Source organism: Motilimonas sp. 1_MG-2023 (assembly GCF_030547455.1).
GTDB lineage: Bacteria > Pseudomonadota > Gammaproteobacteria > Enterobacterales > CBDFNC01 > Motilimonas.
In genome coordinates this window covers 1-22630 of the sequence record NZ_JAUOPX010000058.1, presented here as the reverse complement: position 1 = coordinate 22630, position 22630 = coordinate 1, and the positions used below count along the sequence as shown (strand labels likewise).

At 44.3% G+C, this 22630-nt stretch carries 12 protein-coding genes; 2 read left to right on the top strand and 10 right to left on the bottom strand.

All coding sequences use genetic code 11. The features are described 5' to 3' along the window. The first annotated feature begins 57 nt into the window (after positions 1-57). On the top strand, positions 58-1386 hold the full coding sequence (locus Q4519_RS19980; RefSeq protein WP_303515402.1) for a toxin-antitoxin system YwqK family antitoxin: 1329 nt from the start codon (positions 58-60) through the stop codon (positions 1384-1386). A gap of 324 nt (positions 1387-1710) precedes the next feature. On the opposite strand, the gene Q4519_RS19975 is transcribed toward Q4519_RS19980, so the two are convergent. Both Q4519_RS19975 and mepA read right to left on the bottom strand, forming a co-directional pair. Continuing rightward, positions 1711-2958, bottom strand: coding sequence for a glycosyl hydrolase family 18 protein (locus Q4519_RS19975; RefSeq protein WP_303515399.1), 1248 nt, complete (start codon positions 2956-2958; stop codon positions 1711-1713). A 416-nt stretch (positions 2959-3374) separates the two neighbouring features. Further along, positions 3375-4262: a penicillin-insensitive murein endopeptidase gene (gene mepA / locus Q4519_RS19970; protein ID WP_232799601.1), complete on the bottom strand. Its 888-nt coding sequence runs from the start codon at positions 4260-4262 to the stop codon at positions 3375-3377. 156 nt (positions 4263-4418) lie between these two features. Between mepA and Q4519_RS19965 the strand changes: the two genes are divergently transcribed. Continuing rightward, positions 4419-5693, top strand: a complete 1275-nt coding sequence (locus Q4519_RS19965; protein ID WP_303515397.1) for a CinA family nicotinamide mononucleotide deamidase-related protein — start codon at positions 4419-4421, stop codon at positions 5691-5693. Positions 5694-5821: 128 nt separating this feature from the next. Here Q4519_RS19965 and pbpC read toward each other — a convergent pair whose 3' ends face one another. From pbpC to creB, 8 genes are all read right to left on the bottom strand, one after another. Continuing rightward, entirely contained in the window at positions 5822-8104 is a 2283-nt protein-coding gene (gene pbpC / locus Q4519_RS19960; protein WP_303515394.1) for a penicillin-binding protein 1C, read from the bottom strand. Then, the gene (locus Q4519_RS19955) at positions 8034-12734 is read right to left on the bottom strand and encodes an alpha-2-macroglobulin (RefSeq protein WP_303515392.1); all 4701 of its coding nucleotides are present in this window, start codon (positions 12732-12734) and stop codon (positions 8034-8036) included. Before Q4519_RS19955 ends, pbpC begins: the two co-directional genes overlap by 71 nt. Positions 12735-13976: 1242 nt before the next feature. Beyond that, positions 13977-15095 (bottom strand): hypothetical protein, encoded by a 1119-nt coding sequence (locus Q4519_RS19950; RefSeq protein WP_303515390.1) that lies wholly within the window; start codon positions 15093-15095, stop codon positions 13977-13979. Between the two features lie 14 nt (positions 15096-15109). Beyond that, a complete protein-coding gene (locus Q4519_RS19945; protein ID WP_303515387.1) occupies positions 15110-17974 on the bottom strand; it encodes a DUF4132 domain-containing protein in 2865 nt (954 codons plus the stop codon). Positions 17975-17988: 14 nt separating this feature from the next. Next, the gene (locus Q4519_RS19940) at positions 17989-18435 is read right to left on the bottom strand and encodes a hypothetical protein (protein ID WP_303515384.1); all 447 of its coding nucleotides are present in this window, start codon (positions 18433-18435) and stop codon (positions 17989-17991) included. Positions 18436-18672: 237 nt separating this feature from the next. Continuing rightward, a complete protein-coding gene (gene creD, locus Q4519_RS19935) occupies positions 18673-20097 on the bottom strand; it encodes a cell envelope integrity protein CreD (protein WP_303515381.1) in 1425 nt (474 codons plus the stop codon). 101 nt (positions 20098-20198) lie between these two features. Continuing rightward, the gene (gene creC, locus Q4519_RS19930; protein ID WP_303515379.1) at positions 20199-21644 is read right to left on the bottom strand and encodes a two-component system sensor histidine kinase CreC; all 1446 of its coding nucleotides are present in this window, start codon (positions 21642-21644) and stop codon (positions 20199-20201) included. 2 nt (positions 21645-21646) lie between these two features. Next, positions 21647-22342 carry a two-component system response regulator CreB gene (creB, locus tag Q4519_RS19925; protein ID WP_303515378.1) on the bottom strand — a complete coding sequence of 232 codons (696 nt, stop codon included), beginning with the start codon at positions 22340-22342 and terminating at the stop codon, positions 21647-21649. Positions 22343-22630: the final 288 nt, after the last annotated feature.

Here is a 22630-nt window from a genome sequence, read left to right as displayed (position 1 = left end):
CAGGCTCATATCATTTCCTTAATCTATTGACGTTATTGTCTCAAAATTAAGTGTCCGATGGGATTAGACCAGAACAAAACGCGTCAATACTCGAATCATGCGTTGATAGGTGAGCATAAAACTTACTTCGAATCTGGCCAGCTAGAATCTACTCATATCCACACCGATACTGGGATTGAAGGTGTATCCCGTAAATTTTATGAATCAGGACAACCACGTTCAGAAGCATTCTATGTGGCTGATAAAAAGAACAACTTGTTTACTCAATGGAATGCTGACGGGTCAATTTGGGAGAAGACGCAATATAAAGATGATAAACGCCATGGTTTAAGCCAAAGGTTCTTTAATAATAGTAAACAGCTGAGCACTGAAAGTATGTATCAGCATGGCAAACAAACGGGGATAGAAAAGGCTTGGTTTGAAAATGGCCAACTTAAATCAACAACCGACATGCTAGATGATAAACGAAACGGTTGGACTAAAGAATATAATGAAAATGGCATACTGATTAGATCAGCTCAATTTGAGCAAGGTAAGCCCATTGGTACCAGTAAATTTTTCTTCAACAGTGGTGAATTAAGAGAAGAAATAACCTACCTAACACCGGACAAAAAAAGCAGCCGAAAGACCTACTATCAAAATGGTAACACTAACTCATTAGTCCAATACGATAAAAAGCAGCAGAAAAAAAGTGAAATCCGCTACCTCGAAAACGGCGAAAAAATCTATCAATTTAGCCATAGCAAAAGCAAGCACCATGGCCGATTAATTAAGGAAGTCAAATACGACGACGGAAAAATGGTAAGTCAGTATGAAAAAGCGCTTGACGGAAGCTGGTCTTTAGATCGTTCATACTCGACCAAAGGCAAATTAACTTATCGCCAAGAATACTTAAATAATCAACTTTCGGGACAACAAATCAACCAAGGCTACTATAACGATACAACCACCAGTTATTATCGTGCTGGTAAACGTCACGGCCGCTACATTACCACCACAAATAAGGGGGTAATTACAGTACAAGGTGCATTTAAAGAAGATGAAAAGGTCGGTAAATGGATATCACAAGACAGAGATGGAAACATCACAATCACCCATTATAACCAACACGGTCAACTCCATGGCTCGAAAACAGTAACCGATAGCAATGGAAAGCTAATAACAAAGTTAAACTATGCGGCAGGCGAATATCATGGTCAACTACTTGAGCGCGATGAAGCTGGCAAAGTCGCAAACCAAGGGCGATACATAAACGGGGTAAAGGTCGGCCCCTGGGTAGAAACTAAGTACAATTACGGTACTAAACAAATATGGAAGGGGACGTACAATAATGAGGGAGCCCAATTAATGAGTGGCGACTCTATTCTGATAAAGGCTATGTGCTAGCTATCGTACCTTATAATCGAGAAGGTCAAATACATGGTCTTGTATATGATTTTAACCCTAACGGCTCACTTGCATACACAACCCAATATAAAAATAACAAGGCCAACGGTTATGAAATCCGCTTTAGGGATGGGGAAGAGGCTAGCCGAACTCTGTATAAAGATAACTATAAAATTTAAAAAATTTACTGCGGAATCTTAATACAAGCCAATTTTTGTAAATATACTTCCCCCCATAACTAGCATAACAGTTAGGGGGGTAAACGAGTAAAATAAAGACAAAAAACAACAAGTTATATTTAAATTTGGTGAGGTAAATACCTATTCATGTTGCTTCGGCCGTTATTACGTTATCCATCATTCCCAGCGCTTTGGCGGTGTGTAAAAATACATCGCTGGTTTGACTAAAATGGCGTTCTCTCAAATCCTCATACTCAGGTACAAAGCTAGAGTCGTCTTGGCAAGGGCTGGAGTAACTCCAAAAGCTAGCGCCGTCTTGAGGTCGGCCAAACTGAGCAATGTAGCCGTATAAATAGCCTAAACGCTTTGGCGTGTAGGCAAATTGCGGCCAAGCCTCTTTACCAACATGACAGCCATGGGCAATGGCAAAACCCGGTTGTTGAAAGCTAGCCAAATATTCCGACACACTGCGATGTGCCTCGTAACAGAGTACGCGAGCTAACACATTAGCAGTGCCCATGTTATAAGCCTGATAAATCACCAAATCCAACATATGACCTATCAGTGGGTAGCGCTGCGACGAACCTTGATCTGCATTTTTTGCTAAGAACACCTCTGCCATTTTGCCTGTCGATGGAAAATCATAAGCACAGGCCACCGTGCCGACATGGCAGTGCCCTGCTTGACGGTATGTCGAAGCTTGGCCTAACTCGCCCAAAGCAAGCTCTTGCCCTTGCTCATTGGTGTCAATCAAGTGACCTAAATTGCTAATTACAGTGGCGAAATTCTCACTCAGTAGCGAAAAATGCGAGGCGTCAAAACGCAATAAACTCGGCTCACTAATACCAAGATGTTGATATACATCATGGCCGCCTAACAGCCCCACTCCCGTTGGCGCGCAGCTTAAAATATAGCTTTGCTTGGTGACAGCTGTTTGTTTGTCTAGAGCAGCGCGAAAACCAATAATAATATCTTGATAACGTTTCACTTGCGCAGGCGTCGCGGTCATTAAACCCGCTGGTTCATAATCTAAATCGATACCATCAAGCCCTAAACTGGCTACCAGTAAGGCAATATTGTCATATTGCGCATCATCAAATTCGCCGCCTATTTCACCGCCAACAGAAACCATGACCTTTTGACCATGAGTTTGCTCAATACAGGCTTTTAGTTGCTTTAAGGTTTCACCTGCGCTGATGTTGGCAGCTTCACCTTCAAAAAATATGTCGCTTATTGGCGCGTTTAAATCGCCATTAAATTGTAACTGAGGCGAAACAAAAGACAGAATAATGTGGCTAATATAATCAGGCACGTTGGCAAGTTTACTATGAGCAGGTTTATGCCAATTGAGCTGAGTTTGCCACATGGGAAAGTACGTAATTTGAATAGCCATAAGGCCCCGATAATACTCAAAAAAATAATCTTACTCAGAGCGAGTAAAAAGACAAGTTATCAGATCACAACCTTAATCTTTACCTTGCTTAATCATGTCTGCAAAGAGCGATTAAAAAAGGTGACCTGATTAAAACTTATACAACAAACTTTTTCTTAACCATTAAATCATGATCTAGATTAATAAATGGCAAAGTCAGGTGCTTTTAATATGAAATAAACACTGCTGTTACTAAACAGCTAAATTTATCAAGGATGAAAATCATGGCTAAATTACAAACACAGTTTTTCGTGGCCGTTGTTATATTAACCATCACCGCTATTTATTTAATGTACCACCTTTAACATACTGTTAAACAAACATTAATGCGTGAAGCTGGTCATTAGCTTCACGCATACTCTGTTAGCTAAATTGAATTATTTCAACGTACCATTAATCAAATCTTGGCAACGCAGCGGTTTCAGCTTTAGATTATCCTTGTAAACTGGTTTTTTCGGTTTAGTTTTAGTTGTACTTTTGGCTAACAACAACTGCTCTTGCTCTTTAGCTTTTTCTTGTTCGGTTTTTGGTTTTGGCCACCATGAGTACAGCTCTTTGCCACAGCCATCTCCTGGCGGCGGTGGTAATTGCGCAGTACAAGAATCATCACCTTTCGGACAATTTAACCTTACGTGCATGTGGTAGTTATGACCAAACCAAGGCCTTACTTTACGTAACCAATCACGGCCATTTGGCCACTCAGCTTTACATAATGTTTCTTTGATCACCGGATGCACAAAGATGCGAGCAACACGCTTGTCAGTGGCGGCCAGTTCAACCATTTTGGCATGCTCGTCAGTCCATTTTTGCGCTTTTATTTTATAATTTTTCATGTCAACAACGTTATAAGGAGAGAGCTTTTCACGCGCTTTACGACTGTATTGTTTATCACCAATGCGTAACCAAATATCCGCATCTAATCCCGTTTGATGGCTAGCGTGACCAGAAGTAAAGCGCCCGCCTCGTGCCATTGACATATCGCCAATTAACAAATCACCATGGCCCAAGCGCTTATTTTCCTTTGCTAATTCAACTAAATAATCCACCATGACGGGGTTAGCATAATAACGCTCACGTGAGGTGCGGATAACTTGGTAACCATCCCCTTCTAATGGCAACGCCTCTCCTCCTACTAAACAACCATTAGCATAGCTACCAATTGAACTTGCTGGGCCAGTAGCAGGCTCTGTAAATTTTTCCCATGGGTTAGCGGCTATCGCCGCTGTACTGAACATTAAACTGATGATTGCGCCGAAAAATTTCATACAACGTCCTTATGAATGCGGTTACAAATAATGCGAGGAGCAAAGTTGATAATAAGTTTAGCAATCAATTAACCTTAACTGTATTAATACTTGCTATCAAACGGTAATTTATTCAATCTAAAAGCATATTTAGCAAAATTAATTTGAGATGACGGCATGAAGATTGAAATTATTAGCACTGGCGATGAATTAATCACGGGGCAAATCTTAGACACTAATGCAAACTGGCTTTGCCAGCAGTTATTTAGTCAAGGTTTACAGCCACAAAGACTGCATACGGTTGCTGATAACTTAAACGATTTAGTCGCCTTATTTATTGAAGCATCACAGCGCAGTGACGTTGTTTTAGTTAACGGCGGTCTCGGCCCAACCAGCGATGATTTATCTGCGCAAGCCGCTGCGGTGGCAATGCAAGTCCCGCTGGTTTTAAATCACTCGTGGCTAAAAACCATGGAGCAAAAATTCGCTGAGCGCGGCCGAGTCATGGCCAAAGCCAATATTAAACAAGCCATGTTACCTCAGAGTAGTGAAGTAATAGACAACGACAACGGCACTGCATGTGGCTTTAGCTTTACATTTAATCAAGCGCGATTTTATTTCACTCCAGGTGTGCCGCACGAATTTAAGCTTATGTTTAGCTCTCAAATTTGGCCTGATATTGCGACACGTTTTGCACTTAATAATAAGCTGATGCAATACAAGATCACCACCTTCGGTCTCGGTGAGTCGGCCATTGACGATTTGATCCAAGATATCGTTATTCCAGAGCAATTACATTTAGGCTATCGCACTGCTTCACCTGAAATTGAAGTGAAATTAATAAGCTCAGATGCTGACGCCATCAAACAGGTAGCCCAACAAATCGAACTGAAACTGGCCGATTACGTGGTATTTACCAGTGATGAAAGCGACACAAGTGCAGAAAAGATCCAACACTTAATGCTGGCCAAACAAGCCACATTAGCATTAGCAGAGTCTTGTACTGGCGGCATGATAGCGTCAAATTTAGTGGCCATCGCGGGCAGCTCTGCCTATCTCGATCGCGCCATGGTCACCTACTCTAACCAAGCCAAACAAGATTTAGTGCAAGTGAGCACTGAAACGCTATCCAACCACGGCGCAGTAAGTGAAGCCACAGCAATTGAAATGGCTAAAGGTGCACAGCGCTCTGCCAATAGTGACTATGCTTTGTCGGTAACAGGCATTGCAGGCCCAGGTGGAGGCAGTGAATTTAAACCCGTTGGCACCGTTGCCTTTGCACTTGCTACACCAACTGAAACCTATAGCCAAATGTTAGTACTACCAGGTAAAAGCCGCACCATGACACGCAAAATTGCCAGTGCCATTGCGCTTGATATGCTGCGCCGTCACCTGCAAGACTTACCTGTTTGTGGTCATTATGATTTTGCCCCTAAGTGGCAAGCAAATTAGAGCGAATTGGCGCGCTTGGTAGCAGTGTTCGAGAACCCATCAACCTTAGAGACGCTTGATTTAAGCAAGTGTTTACAGGCGCTGGTTTTGAACCGTGACTTTAGTCGTCAGTCTTGCAGCATTTATATTTAATAAATCGCTATCGACACCGAGTCACAGTCAGCCTGATCGCAAGCGGTAAGCTTGTGATCTCCTCGCCTAATGTCGTCAAGTTCAAGGACAACACCTTCAATATATTTATCGTTTAAATACCATTTCGCTTGCTCAACATTACTCTTAAGTAATAAACGTTGCTTGGCATAAGAAAATATACTGGTCTTATCCCGTGGGAAAACGATTTTTACTTTGCTGCGTTGACTGACACTACCGGATGTAAATGAGGCCGTCTGTTGCCAGACTTGCATCGCCAAGGGCCATTGATGTAAACCTTGTGCTGTGCCCCGCTGTTTTAAGGTTGCGGGAGTTAAACCATTGATGGTCCAAGCACTGTGTTTGGTTAAACAGTTTTCATCTCGCACTAAAGCTGTATTAAGGCCAGATGGCCAACAAATTTGTTGCTTCACTACACTGGGTGGTCTCGTCAGCCTGAGTTTGTCTGCCGGCAGTAAATCAAATGCGTCAAACAATATTGGGCCAGCTTGATTTGCCCCTGTTTGACCGACATGCGGCGCGCCATCAGGGCGGCCAATCCACACCCCTACGGTATAATCGCCGCTTACGCCAATGGCCCATGCATCACGAAAACCATAGCTGGTGCCCGTTTTCCAACTAATGCGACGACCATAAGCTGCTTTGGCGCGATCGGGCGGTGGAATTTTGCTCAAGGTATTCGCGATGATCCACGCCGCCTCTGCAGACATTAAAGGCTCAACACTTTCTGTTTTGGCTAATGCTTGGCTTTGCCGAAAAACCGGTTTCACTATCTCGCCCTGACGTGCCAAAGCAGAATACAGGCTAATTAACTCACGCAAGGTAATGCCATTACCGCCTAATGCAATGGCTAAGTTTGGTTTTGCAACCCGCAGATCTATTCCTTGTTTAGCGAACTGCTCGGCAAAATATTCTGGCGTAATCGCTTCCATCACTTGAACTGCGGGAACATTTTTGGAAGTGCGCAGCGCCATGTCTAAGCGCATAGGCCCAGCAAAAGCTTGGCTAAAATTAGTTGGGCTATAATCGCCAAAGCTACGCGGCACATCGGTTAATAAACTGGCAGAATGCACTAGCCCGCGATCAAGCGCCATGGCATAAATGAAAGGCTTTAGGGTTGAGCCCGGTGAGCGCACAGCTTTGGTCATATCAACATGGCCAAAACGCTGCGCATTGTAAAAATCAGCCGAACCTTTATAAGCAATAACATGGCCTTGACGATTATCCATTACCATCACCGCGACTGAAAGCTGGTTGGACAAACGGCTTAAACGCCTTGCCACCACAGCATCAACATCGGCTTGTAAAGTCTGATTAATATAGGTTTTGATATTGGCATCAACCGGCGCTTGTTGACGTAACTCTCTTGCGAGTAATGGCGTGGATTGTGGCAAGCTTGTGCGTCCCGCTTTAATGGGCTCTTGGCGCATCATTTTTTGCTGGTATTGAGTGATCACCTCAAATGTTAATAAACGGTCAATCACCTTGTTACGCGCTTTTAATGCGCGCTTGGGATGACGATCAGGTCGATACAAACTGGGTCGCTGCGGCACCACCACCAACAAAGCCGCTTCGGTTAAATTAAGCTGATCGGCTGTTTTACCAAAATAACGCAAGCTAGCGGCTTGTACTCCTTCAATGTTGCCGCCCATCGGCGTGAATGTCAGATATAAATTAAGAATTTGATCTTTATCTAGATGCCATTCCAACTGCAGAGCACGAAATAACTGAGTTAATTTACCCAAATAGGTACGGGAATGGGGGTAAAACATTCTGGCCACTTGCATGGTCAACGTTGAACCACCTGAAATCACCCTGCCATAGTGCCAATGTTGATATAAGGCCCGCACTAACGACAGTGGATTAACGCCAAAGTGTTGATAGAAATAACGGTCTTCATAGGCCATTAACGCATTCAGATAAAATGGGCTAACGTCATCACTGTCTACAGCAATGCGATAAATACCTTGTTCATTAGAAAACTGGCGTAAAATCTGACCTTGCTCGGTATAAATAGTGGTAGAAACCTGCCCTTTTACTGAATAATCGAATGGAAACAATATATTAAGTAGATAAAAAAAAGCAAATAGCGATACGCATAATAGCGTGCCAAAGCGAGTAAACCGCCACAGCACACTTTTTAATTTTATCGCCACTATCGCCATTGCTTTATATATAGCCTTAGCCGTATTACTGAATATTAAGCTGAGCCACAGGGCCAGTTTGATAAATAAAGCGCGCTGGCTGGTACATATCTTCAATGTAGAGCGCCGGCATTTTTGCCTGACCTTGACTTTGCGCGCGTAATACATAAGCCAGTGTTAACTCTTTGTATTCGCCAGCACTTGGCAGCGCAACCACCCAGCGATCGTTACGATACTCAATGCGCTCAGCGGCGGCGTTATCGGTTTTTTCTAACACCGAAGCAATCAAGGCATCACTATTAGTAAACGCAGGGTCTTCTAATACAAACCCTGTTGGTACTTGCTCTACCAATAAGCCATTTTTTAAGTACTCTTTTAGTTTTACTTTTAGCACCACAATAAGCTTATCCCCTACTGCCACTGTTGCTACTTGTTTCGTGCTGTCACCATCCATCGATTGCGTGTTAATTGGCTGGCCATTACTTTGGTAAAAAGTTCGGTTTACGTGTTCAACATCTATGGTAGACCTTGGCGGTGTATTGGCGTTGGCATGACCTTGCGCCGACGCAATCACATAAACCGGGTTGGCGGATTTATTTTCTAACACCAATTCAGGCCACATAGGGGCGCTGCCTTGCCCTTGTGCAGTTTGTTCAACACCGTCCAAAATCAAGCTGACCGGCTGTTGATTTAACTGTTTTAAGCTAATGCCGGCTTCCACTAAGGCATTGTTTTCTTGCGTGCTGAGATAACGATCGTTACTGGCCAACTGCACCACTTTTTCAACTAATTGATTACGCAAGGTGATCAGCGACTGACTCAGTTTTACCCGTTGTTCAAGCTGAGCCAACAACGAAATAATGCGCGCATTATCACGGATTGCCGAGCCATAATCATAATCTTGCCAGCGTGTTGACTGGCGGGTCTGGATATTGGCATTAAGTAAATATTGCTGACCTTTGGTCGCATCACCAGCCAGCATAAATGCCGCGCCAAGATGAGCAGAATCAAGGGCTGAGCTAAACGACACTTGCTCTAGCTGCCATAAGTCAGACACTGTCACTTGCCCCTCTCGCGCTAAAATCCACGCACTGTAAAAAGCCGCCGATGATTTCTGTTGCAACAGCTGGCCTAAATAGCGCTGACTGGCATTAAACATATCATCAGGCACCAAGGCTTCATCGTATTGATTAACCCGCGCTAAAAAGTCACTCACATAAGCGCTGATCCAATAGCGGGTATCTCCATGTTTACTCCACATAGCAAAACTGCCGTTGGCTTTTTGCATCCCCGATAAACGCTGTACCGCTTGGCTTAATAGTTGTCGCTCGGTTTTATTTTCTAGTATCGGTGCTTTCAATGGGTCAAGCGACGAATCTTGATACAACCAAGGCAATGCCTTGCTGGTTGTTTGTTCGGCGCAACCATAAGGGTAAGCAAATAAATGTTGCGCGTATTGGCCAATATTAAGCATCGCTGTTGACGAATAACTTAACCAACCTGCCTTCCCTTTTACAGGAGTCATATTTGGCCAGTTGGCGTTTTCATTAAGCCAAACACTTTCGCCTGCGGCTAAAGTGCGATGTACCACATAAGATAAAATTGGCTCAGGGCTACGCACTGGCACCTGCCAACTGCGTGTTTGTGAGTAAACATCACTGGCTAAGGTTAAGGTTAACTGGCCTTTGCTAAAACCCTTATTGGCCGACAAACTAACGGGTAAACTTGCCCGCTCGCCGTCTTGTAAGGTCACTTCAAGCTGCGTATTACCTTCAAGGCTGAGGGCTTCATCAGCACTGACTTGCGCGTTAATGATTGCCACCTCACCCGATTGATTAAATACTTCTAATAGCGTTTGCGTTTTGTCACCAGGCGCGATGAATCGAGGCACCGACAGCTCGGCAACCAGCGGCGCAGCAATGGCAACATTCTCAACTTGTTGGCCTACTTGCTTAGCGCTAAATACGGTCGCGACCACTTGCGCTTCACCGTTATAGTCAGGTAGCTCAAGCGATACCGCAGCTTGGCCGTTGGCATCAAGCGACACCAACTTAGACATAATAGTGATGGTTTTAGCCTCAACCAAATCACCTAAATGATCATTAGCGGACATATCGCCGCCATAACGGTGGCGCAAAAAGGAGTCAGGTCGCTGCTGATATTGACGCGAATATAAATCCACTACATCAGCTCCATAACGGCGTTGTGAAAAAAACCAATCACTAATAGATGGCACCTGATAGCGCGATAAATTAGTAATGCCTTTATCCATTAAAGATAACGTTAACCAAGCTTGTTCACCGGCAAGCTCCGCAGCAGTAATGGTAAAAGTCGCTTCCTCAAGAGGACGCAGCGCTTGTTGATGCTCGATGGCCACCTTCACTATTCGCTGCTGGCGATCAAGTAACACAGGTTTGATGCTAAACAAACGTCTTGGCATATGCTCAGTCGTGATCACTTGGGTAGCCGTTAAATATATATCGTGACGTTTTAGATCTGCAGGTATTGTCACCACGGCGCTGCCCTGACCATTAACAACCTTAACATTCTGTTGCCAAAGGATTTTACCAGCTTCTAACGCCAGCTGAACTTCGCCATCAAAATCACTGTTAAGGGTAACGCTAACTTGCTCACCATTTTTGTAGTGGGGTTTATCTAAGGTTAAGCCTAGATGATCGGGCTTAGCAGGTTTTTGTTGTCCACCTTCTTGCCAGCCTGCATAAAAAGTGTACAGCGTTTCAACGCCATCACTGTTGCGTAAACGCACACGATAGTCGCCCCACTCTACAGCAACATTAATGTCAGCGGCCTCGCCTTGGTTGACGTTAATCACTTCACTTAATACTGGGCGCCACTCATTATCACGCACTAAATCCCAACCATAAGCTTCGCTATAGGTCCAATAGTAGCCACCACGATTGCGCTCTAGCTTATACTCCAACTTACCTGCCATTGGCTCAGTGCCGTCGCTGCTGAGGTTTATCACCTTAAAGTCTAAATGGCTAAATGATTGGGCCTCGTCAAACTCAGCTCGGATCCCCGGAATGGCAAGATTGCGCCATAACAAGGCTTGCTGCTGACGCGTCACTGCTGCGCCACCTGTTTCAAGTAGCTCAAAACTGATATTGGCGACAGCGGGCCCTTTTAATTTCTGTTGATCTATCAAAGGTAATGAAAAAGCCACGTCACCTTGTTGATCCAGTTTTAACGCCGGTAACTCCGGTAAATCACGATAGCTATCAACATAAAAAGGCGTACCGACAAAATAGTCTTGATAAGGCCCCACCAGCTCATTCACACTTTGATAAGTAACGTTTAGCTTTAGCTCATTGCCCGCCGCTGGCGCGCCAAATAAATAGCGGCCATTGGCGGTCACATCTACACGCTCTTGGCCAATTAACAAAGGTTTTTTAGCGCTGCCCTGACCCGCTAAGGCAAAGGTTAAGTCCATGCGCTCAGGCACAAATTCACTCACATTGAACGAAAACACCGACAATGCTTTACTGGCAGCTTTATTTGCTTTTACCATCAATGACCAGCGGCCCAACGGCGCATCTTTTGGTATATCAAACCACTGCTGAAAAAAGCCTCGGCCTTGCTCTGTTAGCTGCTGGCCAATGACCACTTTGCCATCGGGTTTAACCAGCTCAACATAAACACTGTTTTGTTTAATCGCCGCGCCGTCAGCATCACGCAATACAATATTAAGAGGTAAAGATTCACCCGGCTTAAACAAGTCTCGATTAGAATAAGTAAACGCTTCTACCGCCTGATAATCTCGACCATCGACACTAAAATCAGAAAGATCTAACGGCACTTCTCGCAGCGGCAAGTAAGCCAAGCCCTGCTCCGATTCCACTAATAACACGTCGCCTGTGTGTGCTTTGTAAGCCAAGCTGGCCGCGCCATTATTCAGTTGCCCCAGTAACGTTTTCTTGCCTCCTTCGGTTAGCACCCACACCTTGGCTTTTGGCAACGGCGCATCATTTTTTAGCCACACCGCATTCACATTTAGCTGTTCAGGATACACCTTGGCCTGTAACCCTATGTCTGTTAATAACAGTTGCGCAACGGTCATGTTGTCACTTGAAAACTGGCCGCCGCCCTTTATTGCAACTAAATACCACCCGTTAGTTACTTCATCTGGAATTCGAATATTGGCTTGTACGGCTTCATTTTTCGCCGATGTTGGCAGGTCAAATTGCAGCGTGGTCACCGTAGTAAAATACTTACTTAATTGATCAACGCGCCAGCCGGACGCTTGCTCGGGATAATAAAACTGACTTAATAGGTCGGCTTGATTGTTAAGGCGCAATATCTCAACCGATACACTGGATAAATTAACCGCCGAAATCGGTAAGGTGCGCGAGCCCGACGCCATCACAAATGGACCTCGGCCCAGTAGTTTCACTGCAGGCTGAATTTCAGCAATCTCTACTTGTTGATTAAATGTTTGCTCACCATTAGCCACTTGCACATTATAGCGTTGGCCAATTTCAACATCCGTGGTGATGAAAGCGTTTTCAGCTTGGTTCAAAAACCAATTAATAGACACCACCTGATCTGAATTGCCTAAAGTGACCTTAATGTCTTTTACATCCGGTGCCACCCCATCATTAAATTCCATGATAATCGCAGGTTTACCTAAGTGCGTGTAAGGCCCGACGTAATCAACCTCGGTCGCAATACTAAACACGCTAACAACACATAAAATGAAGCCTAAAAATAGTTGATAAAGGAAACGCATATAGCCGCCTTACAAATATGTAGAGTAAAAATATTGGATCAATCACGCCTCATTAACACAAAAAACGAGACAAGGGGTTAGATCAAATTAACCTAAACAGGTTTGCATCATAGCGAAGCTGAGCAACGAGGTAAAAATAATTAGCATAAATAACAATAACTAAAAAACTTCATCGCACGAACCTCTTGATATAAATCAATTAAAACAAAACTACATTGATAGTCAGCCATTGCACCACCTTTGCAAAGCCTAGAATAAAAGGAACATTATGCGAAATTTTAAGGATCTTGAAGATGCAACCTTATCCCACAGGCACCATTAAGCCACTGCACTCTCGCGAACAAACCAACAAGGGTGGCTTGCCATGGCTTTAGACAGTTAATGCTCGTCTTAAAAATCAGTGTAATAATTACCTTGTTTTCGTTAGTGTTCATTGCTTATCAAGGCATAACCGGAATGCAAAACCCAACGACTTCTATCGAAAGCCTTTACACGCAAGGGATGCAGCACACAATACGCTCAGGGAAAATTTTACAGCTGTTAGTTCGAACTCGGCGGGAGCAGCAGAAATACTGCAATATTGCAATATTGCATACGCTTTGCTCGCAGAATAAATTCTCCTACTGCGCCACGCATCAGGCCCTGTAGGAACGGTATTTATACCGCGAAAACTAATGATTATTCGCAGAATAAATTCTGCTCCTACGCCACGCATCAGGCCCAGTAGGAACGGTATTTACACCGCGAAAACTAGTGATTATTCGCAGAATAAATTCTGCTCCTACGCCACGCATCAGGCCCTTTAGGAACGGTATTTACACCGCGAAAACTAGTAATTATTCGCAGAATAAATTCTGCTCCTACGCCACGTATCAGGCCCTGTAGGAACGGTATTTATACCGCGAAATCTAGCGATTATTCGCAGAATAAATTCTGCTCCTACGCCACGTATCAGGCCCTGTAGGAACGGTATTTATATCGCGAAAACTAGTGATTATTCGCAGAATAAATTCTGCTCCTACACCACGCATCAGGCCCAGTAGGAACGGTATTTACACCGCGAAAACTAGTGATTATTCGCAGAATAAATTCTGCTCCTACGCCACGTATCGGGCCCAGTAGGAGCGGTATTTATACCGCGAAAACTAGTGATTATTCACAGAATAAATTTTCCTCCTACGGCACGCGTTAGGCACAGTAGGAAAGGCATTTATGCTACAAAATTTAACCGTGGTAATTAACTTACTCTGCTTCCATCATCAATACCAAAAAATCTTTCCAAACCAGAAAATCATCATAACTTTCAATGGCTCCTTCTAGCAGCTCCGCGCCTTCTTCTAACACAGGCCCCAATACGCAAATAAAATCTAACACTTCATCATGTTGCAAAATCAAAGTACCGAGTAAGTTACCTTCCGCTAACTTTGAGACAACTTGTTTTAAGTAAGTTGCTAAGTGAGTGTTTAATGGCTCCATCGCAATGGCATCGCTATATTGCGGATAAAATTCTAAGAAATCTTGTGGATTCTCAGGTGCCATTTCATAACCCGACTGATATTGGCTTTCTAATTCCACTAAACATTGGCTGGCTTTGCTCAGCACCAGCAAAGTCTCTTCAATACTGGCTCCTTGCGACAAGCCCGCGCAAATGGCACGTAAGCCCTCTAAAGCAACATCGTCTAATTCAGGGCCAACTTGCTCAATTTCAGCTTCTTCATAAGGCGCATCTTCGTCGTACTCATCGTCTTGACCTAATTCCGACAACCATTCTTGGTAGCGCATCTCCGACACCATTTGGTATTCGTCATGCTCAACCTCATCGGCATAGTCAGCGTCGTACAAAAAACCTTCACGAATTTGCTTGGGTAAGCCTTGGTGCCAACGCCGATAGATAGTGCCCAATAAAATAGTGTCCTCCCCTTCAAATGGGTAGTCATCAAACCGCATTACTTGGCCATCATGAACAAAGAACCAAAATTCCCAAGGGTCATCATCGCCACAGCCCCAAGACAGCACATGTATCTCTGGGCAAAGATGATGTAAAAAGCTAACCAGCGCATGTTGAATTTCATCGCCCGATGAACCACCGAGCCAATGGGAGGTAAAATAGCCCGCAATTTCCCCAACGCTCTCTGAGCCAAACTCACTGTAAAGCTCATTCGTTACGTAATTGAGCAGATCAGTTGCTAACTCGGCGGCCTTTTCTGGGTTAATGTCAGCCGCTAAGTGTATAAATTGCTGGTCAATATCATCTTGATTTTGACCAGAATTAAGATCATGTAAGGTGAACAAAGCCACCAACTTTTTATGTTGCTCTGGCTCTGGGTGTTTAAAATATAAATTTGAATGTAACTCTGCCATTTTGCTCTCCTTACTTACGCGCTTTGCGCGGCGCATTGATTAATTTGACTTAGAATGGTTTCATCTTTGATCTGGTCATCGCTGATCAGTAAAAATATCTTACTGATAATTTCTGCCATGCGTTTATCGACATCGGCAAACGGCAGATATAAATCCTCACTCGCTTGTCCTTCTGGCACGATACATAAGTAGTTGCCTGGTTGAATATGGATCACCCCCGTACCAAGGTGCACTCGATATTGAGCTAGCTTACCGTCAATATAGGCATAGTTGTCTTCACAACGAACTTGTTTCAAGCCTAAATCTTGGATCAGGTTTAATACTAACTCGCCGCGGCGCTGCGCACTTTCTGTAGACCAACGGCCATACTCATCGTCCAGCTGCGCAACCGATGCAACAAGATCAATATCTCGCATCACTTCAGAGAACACGACCGGCTCAACATCTTCAAGTAACAGCTTGTCATTGCCGCGTTTAAAGTAAATCACATCCATCGGGCCGTCATCTTCAGCCAAATAGTGTCGTGATTCGGGAAATTCCACTTGGGCATAACATTGCTGTTTCGGAAAACGTTTAAAAACCTCGACCCAATCACCACCATATTGAGTCCAGTTTCTACCTTGGAATAAGCGACTAGCAATCGCGCCATCAACCACATGGCCGGCAAAACGCATCGAGTCATGTTTGGCTTCAATTTCAGCGGGCGTCACCACGTAGAGCTCACGAAACGCTTGCTTAAAAGGTTGAACTAATCGCTGTGAAACCACGGCCTGTTGGCTTTGCGGTAAAATATTCGCTTTTAATAAATCATACACATGGGCAATCACCGGCTCATCAACAATGGTCACCGCTTCCCCCGATAAACCCGTTAATGTATCCGTAGTGCCATTGAAAAAACCAAAACCGGTACCCGATTTTAAAATCAACTGGCTTAACATGCCTTTCACCACAGGCAAGCGACTTAAGGTTGCTAGCTCATCGGCGCTGATGGTATCGCGCTGACACATCATTTCTTCTAAGGTATTTTTAAATCGGCTGGCTTGGCTTCGCACGTTATCTTGCGCGGCACGCATGGCCTGATAAATCTGCGTTTTACGCACTTTTGGCGGTACTGACTTTAGGGCCTTGCCGGCTTTTTTCACCACAATCTTAGCTTTGAGTCCTGCCATCACTAAGCTGACAGTCCAATCTTCTGCTTCATGCTCTTGGTTAAACGCCACCATGTCATCAGCAATGTCCGCTTCTAATGCCCATTCCATGCGAATTTCATCGCTGTATCCGGCCGACTGCGCTAAATTTTTCAAGCCCGCTTTCACTGCAGCTTGAGTATTCGCTTGACGCTCCGCGCCATATTGCGTCGCTTCTTTGTGCATTTGTTTAAATTTAAGATAACGCGCTTTTAATTCAGCTTCATCCTCAACGGCATACAAGCCATAGGCTTTAATGCCTATTTGGTGATGGCGTACCAACTTCTTCTCAAGTTTATCCTTGTCCCAACCTTTAACAGCGGTTAATAGCACCAGATAATTCTTCAGATCGATACTCGATGCGTTCATCGCTTTAATATATTTTTTTAATGCCTTATCGTCGGCGGCCGCCAACACCTCACTGGCGGCACTTCTATCTATCACGCCAGAATTTGTGCTGGTTGAATTACAAACGTCTCTGCAACTATCTAACGTTGCGGGATTTCCTTTGCCCCAATGAAATAGCATTTTTTGCACGGGTAAAAGAGACTGCCAACCTAGCGCAATCAAAATGGCATCACGGGCAAAGCCTGCATAAGGTAGCGCTGTTAATAAGGTGGCTTCTTTAAACTCATCTAACATGGCAATTAATTGCGCTTGAGTTTCATCTTTACGCAAACCAGGGCAACGGATTAAATAGTAAGCCGCTTTCGATACATCATGCTCATAGACATCTTTTAGGGCTTTTGCCTTAATGCCGTACTGCTCAATTAGCCCCAACCCTTTTTTCAACCATGAAATACCCGCCGTTTGTGAATAATCAAAAATACTCGATAGCGCATAACCATTTTCAATAGGATCTAATTCTTCCACCAGCTGCTTTAAATACGTGGAATAGGCTTTGATAAATTCGCTGGAGAACGCACTATCTGCTTTAACTTCATCAATATCAGGCTCAAGCCAATAGCTGCGCACTAACTCGGGGTGAACTAATACCGCCTGTTTAAACCAATCATAATCAAACTGGTTATTGCTGTGTAAACGCTGGCACACATCTGCAAACTCGCTATAAAGTGAACCCAACAAATTGTGATTGCTGCGGTTACGTCTTTCATAAGCATAATCACTTTCTTTACGTGCAATTATTCGGTTATGCTGCCCTGAAAAAGCTACTTTTAATGCTTGATTAATCGCAGGGGTTTCTTGCATCAATAGTAGAAAGCGTACACAGTCATAACTGTTGGGAAAACAGTAACGCTGTAAAATATCCTCCTCACTTAAGTATGTATTTGGTGCTATTTCAGTGCCCTCAGAGTAAGCCTCTAAGATCCAAAATAAACGTTTAATCATCCCTTGGGTTAGGCTCTCATCTGGATGTTCCGCAAAATAATACACGGCAAGCAAGCTGGCAATATCAGCAATAAAGCCGTCCATATTTTTCCAGTTGCTTTCAATATAATGCTCCGCCGGGTGCAATAAATATTCAGCTAATTGACTTGATGCATTATCACCTAATTTTTCCATTAGTTGAGTAACATACTGTTCAATTTCGCACTGCGACTCTGGCTTGTTATTCCTGCCTTCAAATAGGCCTGAAAAATCATCTTTCAGGTCTCGAATATTGTTTACGTCAGTCAAAAGTTCGCTAACGGCATTAAACACCTGCTGGTGTGCTGGGCGCCAATTTTCCATTGTATCTCTCCTAGTTAGCCGCCAACCAGCGGGATCAAGCGTAAAAATTTAATGTTTGAATCATTGTGTAGCTGACAAAGTTGATCTACGTCTTGGACTTCTTCACCGTCGATAAAGATTTTGAAGCGTTTATTACGAAATGCCGTGATGGCTTTCGCCGCTTCTTGTTCAACATTGATGACAGGTGTTGACGTGGTAAGGGGCTTAGCTAAAGCAATTTTGCCTTCGGCTTGCATTTGCTCGACGTCATCAGGGTGCAAGTATTGGTGCTGCACGCTCTGTGCAATCGATTCAGGCTGATTTTTCGCGGCCGTCATGGCGCTTATTTGCTTAACCACCGTTAAGCGAATTAACTCACTGGCACTAATGCCGGTTTGGGTTAATTGCAACGAAACATCGGGGATCGGAATATAGTTGGGCTCGTGACCAAACACTAGAACAGAAATATTGACATGTAACATAGCGAGACTTTTAACTATTTAATATTGGTATTGCGCCAGTAAAACAAATAATCAGTTAGAGAGGGTTATTTTTTCTTGGTTAACGTACATTTTTGTGAGGTGGATTTGATCAAAGTGAAACAGGTAGTTCATCCCTCACCTGGCACGTGCTTTATTCGCAGAATAAATTCTGCTCCTACCCGGTGAGCCGCACCCGGTAGGAGCAGCAATCATGCTGCGAAAAAGCCCCCTCAGTGGCTAGTCTTTCGACTGGCTGATTGGGGCTTCAGGCTCATCTAACAGGTCATCTGCCCATTGCTCTTCTTGCTTGGCGCGATACAGCTGCGCTTTGGCTTTTTCGCTGGCCCAATTACTTACTTGATACCAATCTAAATGACGGGTGGCAGCCATGACTAAAACAAGGGCGGCAAACACTAATCCCGCGCCAAGTAATAACGCGTGGTCTTCAGAGCTTAAAATCACATAAAGCAGCACATATAACAGGGCGATAAAGCCGCCAAATCCGAGCCCCCATTTCACATTACGCAGTATTGAAGCGACGTAAAAGGTCAGCAACAACACACAAGCGCTGGTGGCAAGAGCATAAGCCATTAAAAAGCCAAGGTGTTCAGACAATGCAATTAACAATAAATAAAATACCGATAACGCCAGCGCCACTAAGGTGTATTGCACCGGGTGAATTTGCAAACGCTTAAGCACTTCAAACACAAAGAAGCTAATAAAGGTTAATCCTACAAACAACAAACCGTATTTAGCGCTGCGAATAGATTGACGATAAATATCTACTGGCGTATTTAAACTCACGCCAAAACGATTGCTCATCAAGCCTGAACAATCCCCAGTTTGGCAACGCGTCACATCCTGCGTGATATTGCTGCTAAATTCCGATACTTGCCATTTAGCTTGAAACTGCTGTTGACTGATTTCACGCTCAGTCGGTAAAAACTGGCCAACAAAATTGGGATGGGGCCACGAAGCGGCTAAATCCACTTTGGTGTCTTTGGCAATGGGCGTAAACCACAATGTATCCATGCCGCGCAAGTTTAATTCAAAATCAAACTTAGCGCGGGTGCCAGTTAGGTTTTCTAACGGTGCGTGCACGCCTTGTGGGCTAAAGCTCAAATTACTGCCTGCGGCAAAGTTACGCTGACTACTTTGCCAATTCAAAATGGGCTTGTTATTGATGCCGCGCATATCCGATAAAGTAACGGCCAAATACGGCGTTTCAATGTTAAATACATTTGGCATATTTTTAAGACGGTTATATTCGGTTAAATCAAACTCACCTGCTAACGTCATTTGACTGGTAAACACCGGAAATGAGAATATGCCCCTGGCCCGCTGCTGCGTGGTCATTTGTGAGTCTAACTTAAGATGCTCTGGAATAATGTACAGCACGCTGCGGTGCTCAACCGTGCGATTAATATACTTTTCAAGCTTGCCGTCCCAAACCGATTTTACTTCTCGGTAATGATGCGGCACCACCAGCATAGGCCCAAATACCTGCTGCTCACCACTCCATGCGTGGGCAACACTGCGCTTAGCTTGATCTTGATAGTGCAATCGCTCTTGAATTAATTCTTCAATCACGGTTAACGCAAAAGCGGCGAGTAACCCGCTAAAAACTAAGAAAATGATTTTTTTACCTAACATCGATTTCATATTGGCTCTCCCTTTTGATATAGCAAAAGAGTAACCAAGACATTTGTGTTAACGATGTGGCTTTTGTGTGTTTTATGTGTGAATTGTCAAGCCATTCACTTCTATTTTGGCTGAGTGAACGGCAACGTTAGCTGCGCGATTGCGCCTTGTTCACCATTTTTTAAACTGCATTTGGCTTGATGTAAATAACATATTTGCTGAACAAAGCTTAAGCCCAAGCCCGAGCTCTTCTTCCCTGTATGCGGACGCGGTAAAGAATAAAAACGCTCAAACACCCGCGCCAACGCATAATCTGGTAAACCTGGGCCTTGATCGGCCACTTTTAAAAAAATGTGATCGCTTTTAGCGCCGATGGTCAAACTGATCTCAGCCCCAACAGGACTAAAATCAATGGCATTGGTCATGAGATTCTCAATGGCTTGGCCTAACAAAAAGGCATCACCTTCTACACTGCCTGTACCTTGAATATTAACCGTTAACTGTTTTTCCTTCAGTGATAGGTCTAAACGTTCAACCACAGCTAGTGCCAATTGCCCTAAGTCAACAGCAACGATGTTATTCAACCCCTGCTGGTTTTCAAGCGCAGCCAAAGCCAATAGCTGGTTAATCAATATTTCAACGCGCACACTTTCATTTTTAATATTACCAATGAAATGTGCTTGATCAGCCGGTGGTAATCCCTGCTCTAACAACTCAGCAGCCCCTTTGATGGCGGCAACAGGGCTTTTCATTTCATGGGTTAAACTATGAATGTATTGTTCAACGTAATTTTTGCCTTCTAATTGCACCCGCATGTGCGCCATCGCCTGAGCCAAGTGCTCAAGCTCAATATCGGAAAATTGCGGCACCGCGACCGCCTCTTTGCCTTGGCTCACCGCCACAGCGTAGTCGCGTAACTTTCTTATTGATCCCGTTAACCAATAACTCACGGCTAAGCCCAACAACACCGCCAGTAAGATTAACACCATGCCAAAGCGCTCTACTTTATCCCGCGAGACCTCTAAAAAAGGTTGTAATGAGAGATTGGGTTTGATCAAGGTCAGCACACCAATCACTTGTTCGCCCACCAAGATGGGCGCCGCCACATACATCTCAGAAGTTAACGGATCCCCTTTCACCGCTTCGGTGCTGCGCGCGCCGTATTGGCCATTTAAGGTACGCTGTACATCGTTCCAGCGATAATAGCTTGTGCCTATATCGCGCCCTTCACTGTGATACACCACCACACCCCGACTATCGGTAATGTATACCCTTAATAAGCTTTCTGTTTTTGCTTTGGTCCAAATTTGCGCATTCAGCTCACGTTGCTTAAACGCTTTAAAGGCGCGATCAAATTCGCCATTTGCTAACTCACCGCGCACAAATTCAGCCGTGGCTATTTCAGCAAGCAAATTTGCCGCATCTACCATGCTTTCTTCGGTGGCTTGACGCAGCCCAGGCTTTAATTCGCTGGTCAGCACGTTTAATTGCAGCGACAAGCCAACGCCAATCAGTAGAAAGAAAAACAAAAACAATCGTAAGCGAAAACTAATTTTGGGCAATTTCATGGTTAACGTTCCGCTGACGAGCCAGGCAGCACTAGGCTGTAACCTAATCCACGATGGGTTTTTATCGGGTCGTTATCAGAAACTTTCTTCAGCTTCGCTCTTAACCCTTTAATATGAGTATCAACAGCCCGATCAAAACTGCCACAAGCATCAGGCCAAACCTCGGCCATTAATTGCTCGCGGCTAAATACCCGCTCCGGCTGACTAAACAAAGTCGCCAATAGGCCATATTCATAGCGCGTTAAATCAAGGGGCTCACCGTAATATCGCCATTGTTTTTTAACTTCATCGCATAGTAAAACGCCTTCTTGTTTATGCGCTACTGGCACTGGCTGCGCTGGCCCAACGCGCTTTAAAATCACCTTCACTCTTGCCACCAGCTCACGCGGACTAAAGGGTTTAGTTACATAATCATCGCCGCCAATCTCTAGGCCTACTACACGATCAATTTCGTGATCGCGAGCGGTTAAAAAGATGATCGGCAGTTCGCTGAATTGGCGCACCAACTTACACACTTCAAAACCATTAATATCTGGTAAGCCAACATCCAAAATCATTAAGTCAAAAGGTTGCTGTTTTAACAAGGTCAAGGCGTCGTTGCCTAGCATGCAGTGCTGCGGCGCAAAGCCCTCAAGTTTAAGGGAATAAACGATGTTATCTGCAATGGCCTGTTCATCTTCAACTACCAGCACCTTCATGGAAAACCTATTACATTTCAATATTATTGATGGGGTTGATATTTAGCAGATATGAACAGTAAGTACAAATATTAACGCCTGTAGCAGCTGAGCTTGCTCAGTGAATCGCTATCCTTCGCCGAGCAAGCACGTCTCCTAACGAACATTACACCCGAAATACCTGTAGGACCTGAGCTTGCTCAGGGAATCACTACCTTTCGCCGAGCAAGCACGTCTCCTACCGAACATTACATCCGAAATACCTGTAGGACCTGAGCTTGCTCAGGGAATCGCTATCCTTCGCCGAGC

Excerpts from the sequence above, each read along its gene's own strand:
- creD (WP_303515381.1), bottom strand. The coding sequence starts at position 20,097 with ATGAAATCGATGTTAGGTAAAAAAATCATTTTCTTAGTTTTTAGCGGG.
- Q4519_RS19945 (WP_303515387.1), bottom strand. The coding sequence starts at position 17,974 with ATGGAAAATTGGCGCCCAGCACACCAGCAGGTGTTTAATGCCGTTAGC.
- creB (WP_303515378.1), bottom strand. The coding sequence starts at position 22,342 with ATGAAGGTGCTGGTAGTTGAAGATGAACAGGCCATTGCAGATAACATC.
- Q4519_RS19975 (WP_303515399.1), bottom strand. The coding sequence starts at position 2,958 with ATGGCTATTCAAATTACGTACTTTCCCATGTGGCAAACTCAGCTCAAT.
- Q4519_RS19980 (WP_303515402.1), top strand. The coding sequence starts at position 58 with ATGGGATTAGACCAGAACAAAACGCGTCAATACTCGAATCATGCGTTG.
- Q4519_RS19950 (WP_303515390.1), bottom strand. The coding sequence starts at position 15,095 with ATGGCAGAGTTACATTCAAATTTATATTTTAAACACCCAGAGCCAGAG.
- mepA (WP_232799601.1), bottom strand. The coding sequence starts at position 4,262 with ATGAAATTTTTCGGCGCAATCATCAGTTTAATGTTCAGTACAGCGGCG.
- creC (WP_303515379.1), bottom strand. The coding sequence starts at position 21,644 with ATGAAATTGCCCAAAATTAGTTTTCGCTTACGATTGTTTTTGTTTTTC.
- Q4519_RS19940 (WP_303515384.1), bottom strand. The coding sequence starts at position 18,435 with ATGTTACATGTCAATATTTCTGTTCTAGTGTTTGGTCACGAGCCCAAC.
- Q4519_RS19965 (WP_303515397.1), top strand. The coding sequence starts at position 4,419 with ATGAAGATTGAAATTATTAGCACTGGCGATGAATTAATCACGGGGCAA.
- Q4519_RS19955 (WP_303515392.1), bottom strand. The coding sequence starts at position 12,734 with ATGCGTTTCCTTTATCAACTATTTTTAGGCTTCATTTTATGTGTTGTT.